Origin of the sequence: Microbacterium pygmaeum (genome assembly GCF_900100885.1) — a bacterium.
Classification (GTDB): Bacteria; Actinomycetota; Actinomycetes; order Actinomycetales; family Microbacteriaceae; genus Microbacterium; species Microbacterium pygmaeum.
This window is the reverse complement of the sequence record NZ_LT629692.1, coordinates 732,245-748,631: the sequence shown is the minus strand read 5'-3', so window position 1 is coordinate 748,631 and position 16,387 is coordinate 732,245. Positions and strand designations below refer to the sequence as shown.

Below are 16,387 nucleotides of genomic sequence, written 5' to 3'. Positions count from 1 at the left end.
TTACGGATGAGTGGGAGGGCGTTTCGACTATGCGCCAGGTTGGCTCGGGACGCACATAGCCAGCACCGATGACGTGGATCAGCGCGCAGACGTCGTGCGTGTCAAGATGACGAGGGATGCGAGCCCGAGCGTCCCGGCGATCGTCATGACCAGGGCCACGGATCTCGTACTCACCTCGCCGCCGATACCGACCAGCGGAGCGGCCAGGGCCGCGACCCCGAACTGGGCGGCACCGAGCAGGGCGGAGGCCGCGCCGAGCCCACGGGATAGCTCGCCGAGCGCGAGCGAGGTGGCATTGGCGGCGATGAAACCCAGCGCGGTGACCGACACCCAGAGCAGGACCAGCACCACAGGCAGACCCGCCAGGTCTGCCGCGGCCAGCAACAGCAGCGCTCCGGAGGCGCTCAGCTGCACGACCACGCCGACCGAGAGCAGACGACGCGCGGCGACCCGGCGCACCAGCCGCGCGTTCAGGAGGGAGCCGAGCGTCAGACCGAGTGCATTCGCTGCGAAGACGACGGCATACCACAGCGGGGTCAGCCCGAACCCGATCTGCAGCACGAACGGCGAGCCGGTGACGTACGCGATGAGCACCGAGTAGGAGAACACCAGACAGAGGGTGTATCCGAGGTACGGGCGGTGGGATGCCGCGGCCAGCGCGTCTCGCCAGGTTACTCGCCACGATGCCGCCCTCCTCCCCGCGGGAAGACTCTCCGGCAGCGCGAAGAAGGAGCCTGCCAGCATCAGGACGGCGATGCCCGTCAGGACCCAGAAGATCTCTCGCCACCCGGCCGACTGCAGGATCGCGCCGCCCAGCAGCGGCGCGAGGACGGGCGCCACCGCACCGATGGTCATCAGCAGGGAGAAGACCCGAGCGGAGTCTGTCCCATCCGCTCGGTCGGCGACGATCGCACGACCGAGCACGATGCCGGCCGCGCCGGCGAACCCCTGCACGAATCGCGCCGCCACGAGCACTTCGATGGTCGGGGCGAGCGCGCACACCGCCGAGGCGAGCACACAGGCCACCCCGGCCACGAGCAGGGGTGCACGCCTTCCCGTGCGGTCCGAGACTGCGCCGATGACGAGCTGCCCGACTGCCAGACCGGCGAGGAACCCGGTGATCGTCAGTTGCACACCGGTCGTGCTCGCCGCCAGGTCGACGCGCATCTGCGGTATCGCGGCCAGGTACATACCGGTCGCGAGCGGTGACACTGCCGCCAGGAGGGCGAGCGTCCACAGCTGCAACCAGCTGATGCTCGTCCGCGCGGCGGCCGTCGGAGACGTCATCAGCGGGCGTGTCACCGCGTCAGCCGGCGAGCCTGTCAGCGAGCCAGCGCGTGCTGCGCTGGATGATCTCCGGGAAGTGCTGCGAGAGGATCTCGTAGTGCTGCCCCGGGAATTCGATCAGCTCTTTCGGTTCGGGGATGCGCGCGTACATTTCCCGGGCTTCCTCGACGGGCGCCACCGAATCCTCTGTGGCGAGGATCATGAGCAGCGGCGCGGTGATCCGCTCGGCGTACGCGGTGACCTCCATCTCGAAGATGCGATCCAGCGTCGAGATCGTGATCGCGTTCCGGAAACTGGGCAGCCCGTGGATCATCTTCTCGACGAACTCGAGTCCCTCCTGGTCGCTGAACATGACCGGGTCGCCCGGCGTGGGCTTCCCGTGCAGCCGGATCGTCTGAGCCGGCGCTCCTTCGAGCTGCGCGAGCCGGTCCACGGGGATACGTGCCTCGAGTTCGGCGAGGGTCTCGGGTGACTGCAGCGACCGTGCGCTCCACCCGCTCACCGGCGGGATGATGCTGACCACCGCCGAGACGCGGGTGTCCATCGCGGCGACGAACATCGAGTTCGCGCCGCCGATACTCACGCCCCACAGGCCGAGACGACCGGCGTCGACGTCATCGCGCAGCGCCAGATGCGTGATGATGTCGCGCAGGTCACGGCACTGCTGCCACGGGTCGAACTCCTGCCGCGGCTCGCCGTCGCTGTAGCCGGTGTTGCGATGGTCGTACGACAGGCAGGCGAGGCCCGCGGCAGCGAACGCGGGCGCCATCCCCCAGTTCGACTCGGCGGGACCGCCGAGACCACCCTGCAGGATCACGACAGGTGGCGGCTGCGGGCTGTCCTCCGGCACGAACAGCTTGCCGCGTAGCGCCTTTCCTGAGACGAGGAACTCTAGGTCGGTTTCGATGGGCATGAATCGTCCTTCTGCGTGTGGTTCGGTGGGGCGCGTCATCGCTGCTCGACGAAGTCGACGTCGTCGGGCCTGAAGTCGGTGTCGATCGCGTGAGGGTCGGTCGACGCTCGGAAGATCGGGAACACCTCGGCCCGCATCCCCGCTTCATACTCGGCAAGCGCGTCGTGCACCGACGCCGCGCCGCGATCGACCGCCGAAAGGGCGCGGACGAGGGCTGCAGCATCCCGCAGTGCGGAGTTCGCGCCGGCGCCCATGCTCGGGGGCATCGCGTGGATCGCATCGCCGAGCAGCGTGACGCGGGTCGTGGGCCATGGCTCCGCCACCTGCAGGTGCCGCACCGACACCGGTGCGAGCGTCCGCGTGTCGACGCGGTCGATCAGTTCGACCAGCCCACGGTGCCCGGCCGCGATGTCGCGGCGCATCATCAGATGCAGCTCTTCCGGGGTGCCGACGAACCCCTGTGAGTGCGGGTCGACGGGTACGCCGAACGCGTTGCCGTGGGTGACCATCACGTATGGAGCGACGTCGTCGACCGCCGCCCCCGGAACGAGTTCGTCGACCGCGGTGCGGATCGGCGTCCGCGGATCGAAGACGCCGAGGGCGAAGATCGTTCCGTCACCCGCATCGACGATGACGAAGCCGTCGAAGACCGCCTCGGGGAGCGCCGCCGCGAGCTCATCGGTCAACGGAGCAGTCGACCACATGCCGTGCAGGCCCGAATCGACGATCCCCACCTCCGGAAGCAGCTGCCGGCGGATGCGCGAGTTGATGCCATCGGCTGCCACCAGCACATCGCCGGTGACCGAGGTGCCGTCCGCGAAGTGGAGTCCGACCCCCTCGTCATCCTGGTCGAACCCGACCGCTGAGCGCCCGAAGTGGAGGACGTCGTCGAGGCCGAGAGCGAGGATCTGGCGCAGCGTCCGCCGGTTCACCGCGGTGTGCGGACGGTCGGCGTCGTTCGGCGGCCCGATGTGCGGCCGGGTGCCCAGCTCTTCGCCCTGCAGGTCGAGCATCACGAACATCTCGCGCCGCGGGGTGCGGCGGGAGGTGCGCAGATACAGCTCGTACAGGTTCTCGGGCAGGCATTCCTCGAGGGCGTTCCCGCCGGTCGCGTTCATGTGCAGCCGGTAGCCCGCCTGCACGATCTCGGGGGTGCTCTCGTACACCGCGCAACTGATGCCCGCCTTCCGCAGACCCTGCGCGAGCGCGAGCCCCCCGATCCCCCCACCGGCGATCAGGACGTGTAGTGACGACATCGTCGACTCCTTCGAACTGCGTGGCTCCCTTGTCCTCCGAGCTTGAAGTGCGATCGAGTATTGCGGAAGCAGAGATTGACTATGGTCGGCATTGCAATCAGCAATACCGAAAGGATCGCTCGTGGGTCTGGACCTGAATCTGCTCGTGTCATTGAATGCGCTGCTCGAGGAGCGTGGTGTGAGTCGGGCGGCGGCGCGGCTCGGGCTGAGCCAGCCGACTCTGAGCATCTCGCTCGGGCGACTCCGCCGACATTTCGGCGATGAGCTGCTCGTGCGTCAGGGCAACAGCTACACCCTCACCCCGGTGGCCGAGCGCCTGCTCGAATCAACCGGCCACGCGCTGGCGTGGACCGACCGCGTGTTCGACACGCGGCCGACATTCGCGCCCGAGACGTCGGAGCGGAACTTCACGATCGTGATGTCCGACGCGCAACTGCCCATCTTCGGCCGCGCCCTGGCCGACTTGATCGGGTACCGCGCGCCGCATGTGCGGGTCAGCTTCCAGCACAGCACGGCTCGCCTCATCGCACCCACCCTCGAATGGCTGCCGACCGTCGACGCCGTCGTCCTGCCGCAGGGGATCCTCACCGACGTTCCTCACCTCGATCTCTACAGCGATGACTGGGCATGCGTGGTGTCCGTCGATCCGACCTCGCCACCGGGCTTGAGCCTGCAGGACATGAGCGAACGCCCATGGGTCATGCCGTACCATCCGCGGACACCCGTCATTTCCGTCCTGCATCACCTCAACCAGTCGGGAGTCGAACCCCGGGCATCGATCATCACCGAGGACTTCCTCGCGGTGCCGCATCTCGTGGTCGGTACTGACCGGATCGGTCTCATGCCCAGGCGCGTCGCGAGCCTCACCGCGACGGCATCAGTCAGGGTCGCCGAACCGCCCTTCGCGCTCGGACGGATCACCGAGACGATGTGGTGGCACCCGGTGCACGAACACGACCCGGCACACCGCTGGCTCCGCAGTGTCGCGGTGGAGGCGGCCGGGACGCTGGAGACGACCGACGGTTGAAACGGATCAGTGATCGTACCGCCGCACATAACGGATGGTTATGTCTGAATCATGCAGATGGTGCGACAGTGTCAACTGCGGCCCCGAGGGCCGAGCCGGCTGTAGCTGCCGGCGACAATGACGTCACGAAAGGTTCGACATGTCACAGCTATCCACCAACAGACACGTCCGGTGGGCTCTGATCGCAGCCCCCCTCGCCGGTGTGCTGGTTCTTGCCGGATGTTCCGGCTCCACCGACGATGACGGCGGAAGCACTGATGCGCCCGCCGCCGGTGTCGGCTTCTCCATCATGGTCGCCCAGTCGAACGACGCCGATGACTACTGGGGGAAGTTCGCGGCTCAGTACACCGACGAGACCGGTGTGGAGATCGAGGTGATCCCCTACCCGGGCGACGGCTACAACACTCAGGTCACGACCCAGCTGCAGGGCGGGAACGCGGCCGACATGATGATCCTCTCTCCGGGCACCGGTCAGCCGATCTCCGTCATCACCCTTGCCGAGGCAGGATTTCTCGAGCCATTGGATGACACCTCGGCCGCCATCATCCCGGAAGGTACCGAGTCCCTCTACGACGTCGACGGCGAGATCTACGCGCAGCCGGCGGCGCTGACCCCGACCGGCTTGCTCTACAACGCCGCGGGAGCGGCCGACGTCGGCATCGAAAACTATCCGGCCTCGTATGCGGATCTGCTCGCAGCGTGTGGCACCGCGCGGGCGGGCGGCAAGACGTTCAACGTCCTCGCCGGCTCGGCCCCACCGAACAACGGCCTGCTCGCCATGGTGATCTCCGCCACGCAGGTATACGCGACCACGCCGGACTGGAACGAGCAGCGCGCAGCGGGCGAGGTCACGTTCGCCGACAGCGGCTGGCGCGATGTCCTGGAGACGATCGTCGAGATGAAGGACACCGGCTGCTTCCAGGACGGCGTCGAAGGTGGAACGTTCGACTCGATCACTCAGGGTATCGGCGGCCAGACGTCGCTCAGCGCGAGCGTGCCCGGTTCGGCTGCCGCCTCCATCGGAGGGGCGACCGGGTTGGACCTGACGGTGCAGGCCTTCCCCGCGTCTGGAGGTGGCAAGGCCTCCATCGTCGCTTCCGCCGGGTACGCGTGGGCGATCAACGCAGCGGCGGAGGACGACGCGAAGGAGTCAGCGCAGGCGTTCCTCGATTGGGCCGCCGAGCCTGAGCAGGCTCAGGCCTTCGCAGACCTCGCGGGATTCGTCCCGATCACGGGCGTGACCGCCGACAACCTGCCGCCGCAGTATCAGCCCATCGGCGAACTGCTCGAGCAGGGCTCGTTCGTGGAGGCCCCGCTCGCCACGTTCCCCAACCCTGCCGTGTACGACGCCCTCGCGGTCGGCGTGCAGGGCCTGCTGACCGGTCAGAAGACCGTCGATCAAGTGCTGGACGAGATGGACGCTGCCTGGGACGCGTAGACCCGACACGATCCGCCACAGCCCAGGGACCTCGGTCGCTGGGCTGTGGCGTTCCTCGTGAGTTCGTCACGCCGGTAGCGGATCACTGCCTCTATTGCCGCACATAAGGGATGGTTATGTCGGAAAGATACAAATGATGCGACAGTGGGAGTGCGGCTTCCCGAGCCGAGCCAGCGGCACCTGCTGGCGACAATGACGTCACGAAAGGTTCGACATGTCACAGCACTCCACTTCGCGGCACCTCCGGTGGTCGCTTCTCGCGCTCCCCGTCGCCGGTGTCCTGGTCCTGGCCGGCTGCTCCGGCTCGACCGACAACGGTGGCGACAGCAGCGGTGACCCCGAGGCCACGGGCTTCTCGCTCATGGTCGCTCAGGCCAACGACGCCGATGACTTCTACGCGCAGACCGCGGCGAAGTACAGCGAAGAGACGGGCGTGCCCATCGAGGTCATCCCCTACCCCAGCGACGCGTACAACACGCAGGTCACGACGCAGCTGCAGGCCGGAAACGCCGCAGACATGATGGTGCTTGCGCCCGGAACCGGTCAGCCGATCTCGGTCATCACGCTCGCCGACGCCGGATTCCTCGAGCCGCTCGACGCGACCTCGGCAGGGCTTCTCCCCGCCGGCGCAGAGGCCGAGTTCCAGATCGACGGCGACACGTTCGCCCAGCCGACCGCGCTTACGCCGGTGGGAATGGTCTTCAACGTCACGGCCGGAGACGAGGCCGGGATCGAATACCCGTCCACGTACGAAGACCTCCTGACGGCGTGCGCGGACGCGCGAAGCGCGGGCAAGTCCTTCACCGTGCTCGCGGGCGGCATCTCGTTCAACACCGGCCTGTTCTCCATGCTGATCTCCGCCACGCGCGTCTACGCCGATGACCCCGACTGGAACGAGCAGCGTGCAGCGGGCGATGTCACCTTCGCCGAAAGCGGCTGGGAGGACGTGCTCAACGACATCATCGAGATGAACGACACGGGTTGCTTCCAGGACGGCGCTGCAGGTGGCACGTTCGACAACATCACGGCCGGTCTCGGCGGCGGCACGTCGCTGACCGCAGCCGTACCCGGAAGCGCGGCCGCTTCGATCGGTGGCGCCACGGGCGCAGAGGTCAACGTCCAGGCGTTCCCGCCGGCCGACGGCGGCAAGGCGTTCACCGTCACGGGCGCCAACTACGCCTGGGGCATCAACGCATCCTCCGACGACGCGGTGAAGGCATCTGCCCAGGCCTTCCTCGACTGGGTCGCCCAGCCCGAGAACGCCAAGGCGTACGCCGACCTGTCCGGCTCGGTCCCGATCACGGGCATCGACCAGGCGACGCTGCTGCCCGAGTATGCGCCGATCGGCGACCTGCTCGCAGACGGCGACTACGCCGGCCTGCCGAACGCGACCTGGCCCAACCCGGCCGTCTACGACGCGCTCGGAACCGGCGTCCAGGCGCTGCTGACCGGCCAGAAGACGGTCGACCAGGTGCTGGCCGACATGGACGCGGCCTGGGACCAGTAGCCCCCACCGACCCTCGTCGATGGCCGTCCGGAACACTCCGGACGGCCTTCGACCTGTCCTGCACATCTCTGATCGGACGACGATGACAGCGCCGGATATCGATGAGCTGCTCGCGCGGATGTCGCAGGCCGACAAGCTCGCGCAACTGCAGATCCTGTGGCGCCGCGACCAGGGCGACGCGCTCGACCTCGCCCGCCGTGGCATCGGCGCGCTGTTCTGGCCGCAGAGCGCCGAGCAGACCAACGCACTGCAGCGCGCTGCGGTCGAGGAGAGCCCCCACGGCATCCCGCTCCTCATCGGCCTGGATGTCATCCACGGGCAGTTCACGATCTTCCCCACCCCGCTCGCCCAGGCGGCGAGCTTCGATCCGACCGTCGCCGAAGCGGATGCGCGCGTCTCCGCCGCCGAAGCGCGCTCGGGCGGCGTGAACTGGACCTTCTCGCCCATGGTCGACGTCACCCGTGACCCGAGATGGGGTCGGGTCGTCGAAGGCTTCGGCGAAGACCCGTTCCTCGCATCCGCCTTCGGCGCCGCGAAGGTCCGCGCCTACCAGGGCGACGACCTCGCGGCCTCTGACGCACTGGCGGCATGCCTCAAGCACTTCGTCGCATACGGCGCCGCCGAAGCGGGGCGCGACTACAACACGACCGACGTCTCGTGGCGTCGACTGCGCGAGACTTACCTCGAGCCCTTCCGCCGCGGCGTCCACGCCGGAGCGGCATCGGTCATGGCGGCATTCAACTCCCTCAACGGCACACCGATGCATGCGCACCGACGTCTGCTGACGGACATACTCGCGGGAGAGTACGGCTTCGACGGTGTGGTCGTGGGCGACGCCGACGGTGTGGCGCAACTGGCCGTGCACGGTGTCGCCGCGGACGAGCGAGACGCCGTGCGGCTGTCGCTGGACGCGGGACTGGACATCGTCATGGGTGGCACAGAACTGGTCGCGGGCGGGCAGCCGTTCCTCGATCCGGTCGAGGTCGACACCGCGCGCCTCGACGATGCCGTCATGCGCATCCTTCGACTGAAGATCGCGCTCGGTCTGTTCGAGAACCCGTACACGGACGCTTCCGCCGAGCGCACGGCACCCAGCACCGAGACCCTCGAGCGTGCGCAGCGGGCCGCGGAACGCTGCATCGTTCTCGTGAAGAACGAGCCGGCCCTGCTTCCCGTTCCAGACGAGCACCGCCGGATCCTGCTCACGGGTCCCTACGCGCAGAGCACCGATCACCTCGGTGCGTGGGTCCAGCACTTCGGCGCAGGTGCGGGCACCCTCGAGGGCGCGCTGCGCGAGCAGCTGCCGCACGCGACCTGGACGACCTCGCCGGGCGCCGACTTCCTCGCGCCGTCAGCGCAGCAGATCTCCGACGCGGCTGAGCTCGCCACCCAGCACGATCTCGTGATCGTCGCGGTCGGCGAGCCGAGCGCCATCTCGGGCGAGGCGAGTTCGCGCAGCGACATCCGGCTGCCGGGGCCCCAGGAACGCCTCATCCACGCGATCGCCGACACCGGGGTGCCGTTCATCGTGCTGCTGGCGACCGGGCGCCCGCTCGTCGTGGAGGACTGGATCGAGCGCGCCCCGTCGGTGCTGCTGACCTGGCATCTCGGCACCCGCGGCCCCGAGGCCATCGCCCGTGTCGTGGTCGGCGAGGTCGATCCGGGTGGTCGCCTGCCGATGACGTTCCCGCGATCCGTCGGGCAGATCCCGATCCATCACGACGCGGAGCGCACCGGGCGCCCCGCCAGCACCGGCGGTTCGCTCGCGACGGATCGCTGGGATGTGGGGCTGCAGGGGCCGAACAACCTGGACGACTCCTACACGTCGAAGTTCCTCGATCTCGAGCGCGGTCCGCGCTTCGCCTTCGGACACGGGCTCGGCTATTCGAGCTTCCGCATCGAGCAGGCATCCGTGTCTGCGACCTCCGTCAGCCTCGCCGAGCTGCGGTCAGGCGCGCTGCTGACCGTTCACGCGACCGTCCGGAACGTCGGCGAGCGCGAGGGAGACGATATCGTCTTCGTCTACCTCGCCGACCCCGTCGCCTCGATCGCGCTGCCTGTCCAGCGCCTGCGGGGCTTCCGGCGGGTCACCGTGCCCGCGGGCGAGACGGTGTCGGTGATGTTCGAGCTCGGTGGTGCCGACCTCGGCTTCTGGACCGACGACAGCGAGTACCTGATCGAGCCCGGCGAGCTCGTTCTGACGATCACGGACGGAAGCGATGCAGAGCTCCTGCGGCTGGACATCACTGGGTGATCTGCAGCGGCAGCGCGTCGGCGGCCTCCTGCGTCACACCCGGATCAGCCTGATGCGGGCGGCGCCGACACGATCGTTCGGCAGCACCAGCAGACGCTCATCACCGTTGAGGACACGCCCGGAAGCGACGCGACCGTCGTCGATGAGCAGCTCTTGGACGGAGTCGATCTCGACCCGCGAGTCAGCGGCGGAGTAGTCCAGTGAGAGTTCGCGCCCGATCACGAGGAACTCGTCGGTGCCGGTTCCGGCGATCAGGGCGAACGGTCGTCTCTCGCCGTGGGCGGCCATCTGGGAATTGGGAAGCGTCTCGTCGGGAACCTGCAGTTCCGTGTCGGGAATGTCGACTCCGACATCGAGGAGCATCCGTCGCAGCAGCGCGCGCGCACCGCGCGCCGTGATGTCGATGCCGTCGATGTGCGTGCGTTCCAGCTCGACACCGGGCTCGAGCACGATCGCGCGGAGACTGCCGTGCTGCGCCGCGTCGGCGATCTCGCCCTCGAGCGCGGCGACGAAGGCGATCGTCGCGGCCAGCTGCGCATCGGGGTTGGCCAGGTCCAGGCCGTACCCCGACCATCCCACGGCGCCGTGCGTTCCTATCGCCCGGACGAGTTCGGCGGCGCGGAGGCGGCATTCCGGCACGAAGAACGGCTGGACGCCCGTAGCGTACTGTGCCATCGCGGCATCGGCGTCGTCCACGTACAGATCCGGTCCGAGCAGCGCGAGAGATGGGGCGGCTGCTCGCCACAGGTCGAGCACCGTCGATGCCGGGCCACCACTCGGGTACTGCCCGGGTGTGTCCTGACCTGGCTGCGGACCCAGCCACGCGTTCGCGTACAGGAGGATGTCTGCGATCGCCTTGCCGCGGCCGGCGAGATGCTCGACGTAGCTTGCGATGGCCCACGCCATGAAGACCTCGTCGGCTGCGGGCGTCTCCCCGAAGACCTGCGGCCAGGATCCGCTCCCCGTACTGCCGTTGGCCTCCCAGAGCCGTCGGGCGGACGTGCTTCCGGGCGGCGTCGAGCGCACGTGGTCGATCAGCGCGGACGGCACGGGTGCCTCCCAGGCCGCCTCCGCCAGCGGGCTGCGATCGCGGCTGTCGGAGAGCAGGCCGGACTCGTTCTCGACCTGGACCATCGCGACCGTGCCGTCGGGATCGGCATCCACCAGGTGCCCGATGAGCGCCTCGAATGCCTTCGCGTCGGCCTCACGCAGCTCCGGGCTGAAGACCGAGAGCACGGGCTTGGACGTCGCACCCTCGTAACTGAAGGCCTGCATGCCCTTCGGCTCGACCACGACGCGCGGGAACCGTTGCGGGTCTCGCCGCACCCATGTCGGCGCATACGTCGAGGCCGCATTCTTGAACGCGCCGAACCACAGGAGCACCAGGCGAAGGTCGTGCCGCCGGGCCTCGGCCAGCATGATGTCGACGAGTGCGAAGTCGATGGACCCTTCGACCGGCTCGCTCAGTGCCCAGCTCACCGGGGACAGCACGACGTTCGCGCCCAGGAGAGCGACGTGCGCGAACGAGTCGGCGATCGCCTTCGGCGACGACGACGCCGAATTGAAGACCTGCCCGCCGACGAGGAGCGCGGGCTCGCCGTGACGGCGGAGCACGAAGGGCGCCTCGCGAGAGAGGCTCCACGGTCTGGGTGCAGGCGTCATGACAGTCTCCGATACTGGAAATGAGCGAAGCGCGCCTCGCCCGGCCCGGCCGCGTACAGCGCGGGTCGGAGGCTGAGCAGATCCCCCATCGTGTTGGCGTGATACCCCGAGGTCTCGTAGCGCACGCCGTGCCGCGTCCACTCGCCGCCCGGCAGCCGGTACCAGCCGGTGACGATGTGCTCGTCGTTGCGGATGCGCAGGCTGATGCGTGTGGTGGGCGGCACCGGCTCACGCCAGTGTGAGCGGATGCCGCCGGTATAGCTGAGCATGCGATCGCCGTCGATCCCCATGCCGCAGAAGAGCCGATCGTTGAAGTAGAGGAGCAGACCCGCCTCGGTGCCGCAGCCGTCGAGTTCGACGTCCACCTCGATCTCGTACGAGTGATCGCCAGTCAGGATCGCCAACGGCGACGTGTCGGCCGGCGAGGTCCCCTTGCCGGCCAGTCGGAGGCCGTCCTCCAGCCTCAGCCGGTCGGCCTCCCCGGGCCCCGGCGCGTGGAAGGCCCACCGTTCGCCGAGCAGCAGCGCCGCGAAGTCGTCGTCGAAGGATGGGGACGGATGCTGCGGCTGGGCCCCGCGCGGAGCCTCGAGCCGACCGCCGATGTCGGCGACCGCAGCTTCGGGCCAGCCGTCGTCTGTCCAACGGACCGGCTCGAGCAGGATCTGTCGGCCGAGCGTCCGGTAGCCGTTCTCATACCCGTGCGAGACCATCCACCAGTCGTCGCCGCCCGATGGGCCCGGCACGAGGGACGCGTGACCGCGCGACCACCAGCGCTGCGCGGCATCCGTCGTCCGCGCGATCGGGTTGCGCGGGTGGTTCTCCCACGGGCCGTGCACCGACCGCGAACGAGCGACGATCACCATGTGGCCGGTAGCCGGTCCGGCGGTGCCGCCGACGGCGCTGACGAGGTAGAACCACTCTCCGCGCCGGAACAGCTTTGGCCCCTCCAGGGCATACGCCTCGGTGACCCAGTCGTCGGGATAGCGCCAGCCGTCGTAGACCTTCTCGAGCTCCCCTACCGTCGACAGTCCGTCGGCGGCGAGTTCGATGCGGCGGATGCCGCTGACGAACAGATAGCGGCGACCGTCCTCGCCCACGACATGGCCGGGATCGATCGCTCCGCGGATGCCGAGGTCGATCGGCGCCGACCACGGACCGCTCATCGACGGCGCGTGGATGACGAAGATGGACGCATCAGTCAGCGTCGACCACGCGGTCGGGATGAACGGGATGTAGATGAAGAAGTGGCCGTCGTGTTCGGCGATGTCGACCGCGAACGTGTTGCCGATCGGCTCGGGCAGCGCCGCGCACACGTAGGTCCAGTTCACCAGGTCGGTGGATCGATAGAGCAGCAGGCCCGGGGCGGCTTCGAACGACGAGAAGGTCATCCAGTAGTCGTCCCCGACCTTCAGGATCGCCGGGTCTGGGCGGTCGCCGGGCAGGATCGGGTTCGTGAACGAGGTCATCGCTTCGGCCCCGATTCGCCGATCCAGGCGGACACCACCGGAGATGCCGCGAACCGATCGGCGATCAGCAGGTAGCCGGCGGGACTCGGGTGGAGCCCGTCGGGCAACTCGGCGACGTCGTCTGCTCCGAGCAGTTCGAGCCCGTCGAGGTAGAGGAGATTCGGATCCTCCACCGAGCGAGTATGGACGATGTCTCGGAGGATCTCCCGCACTGCGCGGAGCGTGAGCGGCGGCTCGAGGACGTCCGGCGTCGTGCTCGGCGTCCCGTGCCGCTCGCCGGTCTCGGGGTCGGTGACGGTCGGGCCCGGGGTGTCTTCGTGCATCGGACAGAGGATCGGCGAGATCACGAGGATCGGAGCGGTCGGAGCACCCTCACGGACCGTGTCGAGGAACCCGTGCACAGCCGGGATGAACGTGCGCCGCTTCATGGTGTCTCCGCCGACGATGTTGATCCCGATCTTGAGGCTGAACAGGTCGGCACCGGAGTCGCGCATCGCACGCGCCGTGAACGGGTCGAGGTGCGCGTTCGCGGCGAATCCGAGATTGGTCACATCGAGATCGAGTCGGTCGGCGGCGGCCACCGGCCAGACCCCGCGGGGCGTCTCGGCTTCGATGCAGTGGCTGATCGAGCTGCCGTGATGCCACCAGCGCAGCTGATCGATGGGTTCGGCAGGCGACAGCGGCAGATCGGCGCGCACATCGCGGATCTCCACCGTGTCGGTCTGCGGCAGCCATATGGTCACCCGCCGCTCCTCGAGTCCGGTTCCGCCGAGTTCGAAGCGGACGACGACCGGCTCGCCCTGGACGAACCGCGGGCCGCCGGGCTCAGCGAGATGCAGTTCGGATCCACCCGTCACGCGTGCATCTTCGACAGCCTCCCCGCCGACCGTCGCTGCGAACACCGCCCAGCGCACCTGCTCGGGCACCCACGGAAGGTGCAGCCCGGTGGTGTGCACGGTCAGCTCGATCCACGTGGCAGCGGTCCAGAACTCGCAGCGCACTCCCGATGCCTGCTCCGCGGCGAACCACATCCAGTCGGAATCGGACTGCGCCCTGGCGCTCATCGGCAATCGCAACGGCAACAGGCCGGTCGGCCGTTCCTCCACGTCGACCGTTCCGCGCAGCGCACCGCGGACCAGATGGGCGGTCTGTCGATTCACCGGTCGATCCAGTCCGCGATCGCCTCGATCGTCGGCAGCGCGGTCGGGTCGGACGGCTCGTTGATGTGACCGTGGCCGGCGTCCTCTTCGAGGTGCACGTGCGCCTCGATTCCGGCACCCCCGAGCTGACGGGCGAACGCTTCTCCCGACGGGCGCAGGTCGTCCTTCTCGCAGACGATCACGAGGGTAGGGGGAAAGCCGTCGACGCGGCCGAGCGCGGCGAACGCGTGCGGGTCACGCAGAGCTTGATCCGATCCGGCGAAGTTGAGCGCGAGCTGTCCGTGCGGCGATGCGAGGTCGACCTCGGCCGATGCCGCGGGACTGTTCGGGTGCACAGCGGGGTACACGAGGATGAGCCCGGCGGGCACCGTGTCACCGGCATCCTGCAGCTGCGCGACCGCCCCGGCCGTCAGATTGCCGCCCGCGCTCGCGCCGCCCAGAAGAACCGCGCCGGCGTCGACGCCGAAGAGATCCTGTGCGTGTGCGACGGCGTGGTTCCACGCTGAGCGCACCTCGTCGGTCGGCTCGGGAAAGTGGACGTCGCCGAGGCACTTGACGTAATCGACGGACAGCACCGGGATCCCGCGCGAGGCGAGCTCGAGGGCGACCCAGTTCGCCTCGGGCATGTCGAGATACCCGCCGATGAACGCGCCGCCGTGCACCCACACCAAGGCCCGACCGGACGCGGGTGCAGCGGCATCCCGATACAGCCGTGCCGGGACGAGCCTGCCGTATGGTCCGTCGATGCGGATGTCGGCCGTCACGACGTTCTCGAGGTGCGGGAATCGGCGTCTCAACGATGCGGTGTCGATGTCGGTCCGCGGGTCGGCCGGCTCACCGTGCTCGGCGAGCCAGCGGACGGCATCCGCGATCGGCATGCGGCGAAAGTCCGGCGCCTCGACATCACTCATGCCGGCTGCAGCTCGCGCATCGACCGGCGGATCAGGTCGTGCTGCTTGCGGACGAGCAGCAGCGGGTCGACCTCGCCGAGTTCGGCGAATGCATGTCCTTCCCATTCGCTGGACCAGTAGCCGCGGTATCCGCCCTCGACGAACACTCGCACGAGCTCCGGGTAGTCGATGGCCGGCTCCTGGCCGTTCTCGTCGATGTCGTAGAACTTCGCGTGCACGTGCAGGATCTGCGGCATGATGTCGGCCCACTCCTGCGGAGCGACGTGACCGTGCATGTTGAACGCGAGGTGCGCAAAGGATCCGAGTCGCCCCGGATCGAAGTCGCGCCCCTTCAGGTAGCCGATGAACTCCTGCTGGCGCTCCTGCATCGTCGCCTCGGTCGCCCAGATGGCCTGCAGCGTCTGCAGCGCCTCGTCGTCCAGCCCGGCGCGCTGGACGGCGCGAAGGAGGGTGGGCGACATGGAGTGCATGGTGGACGAGAAATCGGCGACGAAGCCGAGGAGGGGCGAGTCCAGCTCGGCGTACGTCTCGCGGACCTTCAGGACTGCGTCCGCGTTCGGACCCATGGGTGCGTGGATCTCGTAGGCCAGCTTCAGGTTCAGCTTCTCGGCGATCGGCAGCAGCCGTCTCAGCAGCTCGGGCTTGGCGCTCTGGATCCGCACCAGCGGGAAGCCGAGCTTCTTGGCACCCTGGAACATCAGCTCGCTGAACGCGAATTCCTCGTCCGGTGTCATGTCGCGATCGCGGCGGCGACCCATGTCGAGGTTCGCACCGAACGAGCTCTCGGCGAAGCCGTGCCTGTCGAACGCCGCGCGCCAGGTGCGCACGAACTCGTCCGAGACGACCGGGTAGGTCGGCACGACCTGCGATGCGACGATCTCGATGCCCGGGCCGATGCCGAGCTCGGCGACCCGGTCGAGCAGTCCGTCGAAGTCGTACCAGCCGGCACGGAACTCGGCGCTCGCCGAGTACAGGGTGAGGCCGAGCTGGAACGGATCGGCGTCCGTCGCCGGAGGCGGGGGCGGCACGTCCGAGACGAGCGCCGGGGCCGGGGCATCCCGATCCGTCGCCGTCAGCGTCTTGACGTCGCGGACGAAGTTCGGCACGTACATGCCCGGTCCTCCGTCGGCACCCGGCGCGATCTGCATGTACGGCAGTCGGAGCTGGCCGATCAGCGTGACCTCATGGCGCTCGCCGAGCTCGACCGGCCGCTCGCGCGCCACGATCAGCAGGGGGTGCTCCTGCAGGAACCAGAGCACGTCGCTCTGCTGGGGCAGTTCGTCCAGTGCGTACCGCACGCCCTGCAGCTCGAACGACAGGTCGTCGGCCGGAACCTGCACGCCGTCGATCGTGAGCTCCAGCGACGTGACCGACGACAGCCAGAGGCTCCGGTACCAGGGCAGGGTGAGCGAGAGCGCGAGGCCCTCGGGGTGGACGCGCAGGCTGTCGGCGTGGATCAGTCCGTTGGGCATGAGAGGTCTCCTGGTTGGTCTGCGTCGCGTGCCG

12 protein-coding genes are annotated in these 16,387 nt (G+C 68.6%); 4 read left to right on the top strand and 8 right to left on the bottom strand.

Annotation, left to right across the window (positions count from 1 at the left end; genetic code table 11):
• Window positions 1-78: 78 nt before the first annotated feature.
• Genes BLT19_RS03485 through BLT19_RS03475 form a run of 3 tightly spaced genes read right to left on the bottom strand, consistent with a single transcriptional unit; the run spans window position 79 to window position 3,456 of the window.
• Window positions 79-1,287, bottom strand: a complete 1,209-nt coding sequence (locus BLT19_RS03485; RefSeq protein ID WP_091486404.1) for a multidrug effflux MFS transporter — start codon at window positions 1,285-1,287, stop codon at window positions 79-81.
• Between the two features lie 19 nt (window positions 1,288-1,306).
• A complete protein-coding gene (locus tag BLT19_RS03480) occupies window positions 1,307-2,200 on the bottom strand; it encodes an alpha/beta hydrolase (RefSeq protein ID WP_091486400.1) in 894 nt (297 codons plus the stop codon).
• Window positions 2,201-2,235: 35 nt separating this feature from the next.
• Window positions 2,236-3,456, bottom strand: a complete 1,221-nt coding sequence (locus BLT19_RS03475) for an FAD-dependent oxidoreductase (RefSeq protein WP_091486395.1) — start codon at window positions 3,454-3,456, stop codon at window positions 2,236-2,238.
• Window positions 3,457-3,577: 121 nt separating this feature from the next.
• On the opposite strand from BLT19_RS03475, the gene BLT19_RS03470 reads away from it, so the two are divergent.
• The 4 genes from BLT19_RS03470 to BLT19_RS03455 all read left to right on the top strand — a co-directional run bounded on the left by BLT19_RS03470 (window position 3,578) and on the right by BLT19_RS03455 (window position 9,682).
• Window positions 3,578-4,483: a LysR family transcriptional regulator gene (locus tag BLT19_RS03470; protein ID WP_091486391.1), complete on the top strand. Its 906-nt coding sequence runs from the start codon at window positions 3,578-3,580 to the stop codon at window positions 4,481-4,483.
• Between the two features lie 139 nt (window positions 4,484-4,622).
• Window positions 4,623-5,921, top strand: a complete 1,299-nt coding sequence (locus BLT19_RS03465; protein ID WP_091486388.1) for an ABC transporter substrate-binding protein — start codon at window positions 4,623-4,625, stop codon at window positions 5,919-5,921.
• Window positions 5,922-6,135: 214 nt separating this feature from the next.
• Window positions 6,136-7,428: an ABC transporter substrate-binding protein gene (locus BLT19_RS03460; RefSeq protein ID WP_091486384.1), complete on the top strand. Its 1,293-nt coding sequence runs from the start codon at window positions 6,136-6,138 to the stop codon at window positions 7,426-7,428.
• A gap of 82 nt (window positions 7,429-7,510) precedes the next feature.
• Window positions 7,511-9,682, top strand: coding sequence for a glycoside hydrolase family 3 N-terminal domain-containing protein (locus tag BLT19_RS03455; RefSeq protein WP_091493219.1), 2,172 nt, complete (start codon window positions 7,511-7,513; stop codon window positions 9,680-9,682).
• A gap of 33 nt (window positions 9,683-9,715) precedes the next feature.
• Here the strand turns inward: BLT19_RS03455 and BLT19_RS03450 are convergent, their stop codons facing one another.
• From BLT19_RS03450 to BLT19_RS03430, 5 genes are read right to left on the bottom strand one after another with little or no spacing between them, the layout of a single operon-like run.
• Complete coding sequence (locus tag BLT19_RS03450; RefSeq protein ID WP_157681742.1) at window positions 9,716-11,344, bottom strand: DUF5597 domain-containing protein; 1,629 nt, start codon at window positions 11,342-11,344, stop codon at window positions 9,716-9,718.
• The gene (locus BLT19_RS03445) at window positions 11,341-12,810 is read right to left on the bottom strand and encodes a family 43 glycosylhydrolase (RefSeq protein ID WP_091486380.1); all 1,470 of its coding nucleotides are present in this window, start codon (window positions 12,808-12,810) and stop codon (window positions 11,341-11,343) included. Before BLT19_RS03445 ends, BLT19_RS03450 begins: the two co-directional genes overlap by 4 nt.
• Window positions 12,807-13,970, bottom strand: a complete 1,164-nt coding sequence (locus BLT19_RS03440) for a GDSL-type esterase/lipase family protein (protein WP_091486375.1) — start codon at window positions 13,968-13,970, stop codon at window positions 12,807-12,809. Before BLT19_RS03440 ends, BLT19_RS03445 begins: the two co-directional genes overlap by 4 nt.
• Entirely contained in the window at window positions 13,967-14,881 is a 915-nt protein-coding gene (locus BLT19_RS03435; RefSeq protein WP_091486370.1) for an alpha/beta hydrolase, read from the bottom strand. Before BLT19_RS03435 ends, BLT19_RS03440 begins: the two co-directional genes overlap by 4 nt.
• Window positions 14,878-16,353 carry a C-glycoside deglycosidase beta subunit domain-containing protein gene (locus tag BLT19_RS03430; RefSeq protein ID WP_091486365.1) on the bottom strand — a complete coding sequence of 492 codons (1,476 nt, stop codon included), beginning with the start codon at window positions 16,351-16,353 and terminating at the stop codon, window positions 14,878-14,880. The genes BLT19_RS03435 and BLT19_RS03430 overlap by 4 nt, the downstream gene beginning before the upstream one ends.
• Window positions 16,354-16,387 lie beyond the last annotated feature (34 nt).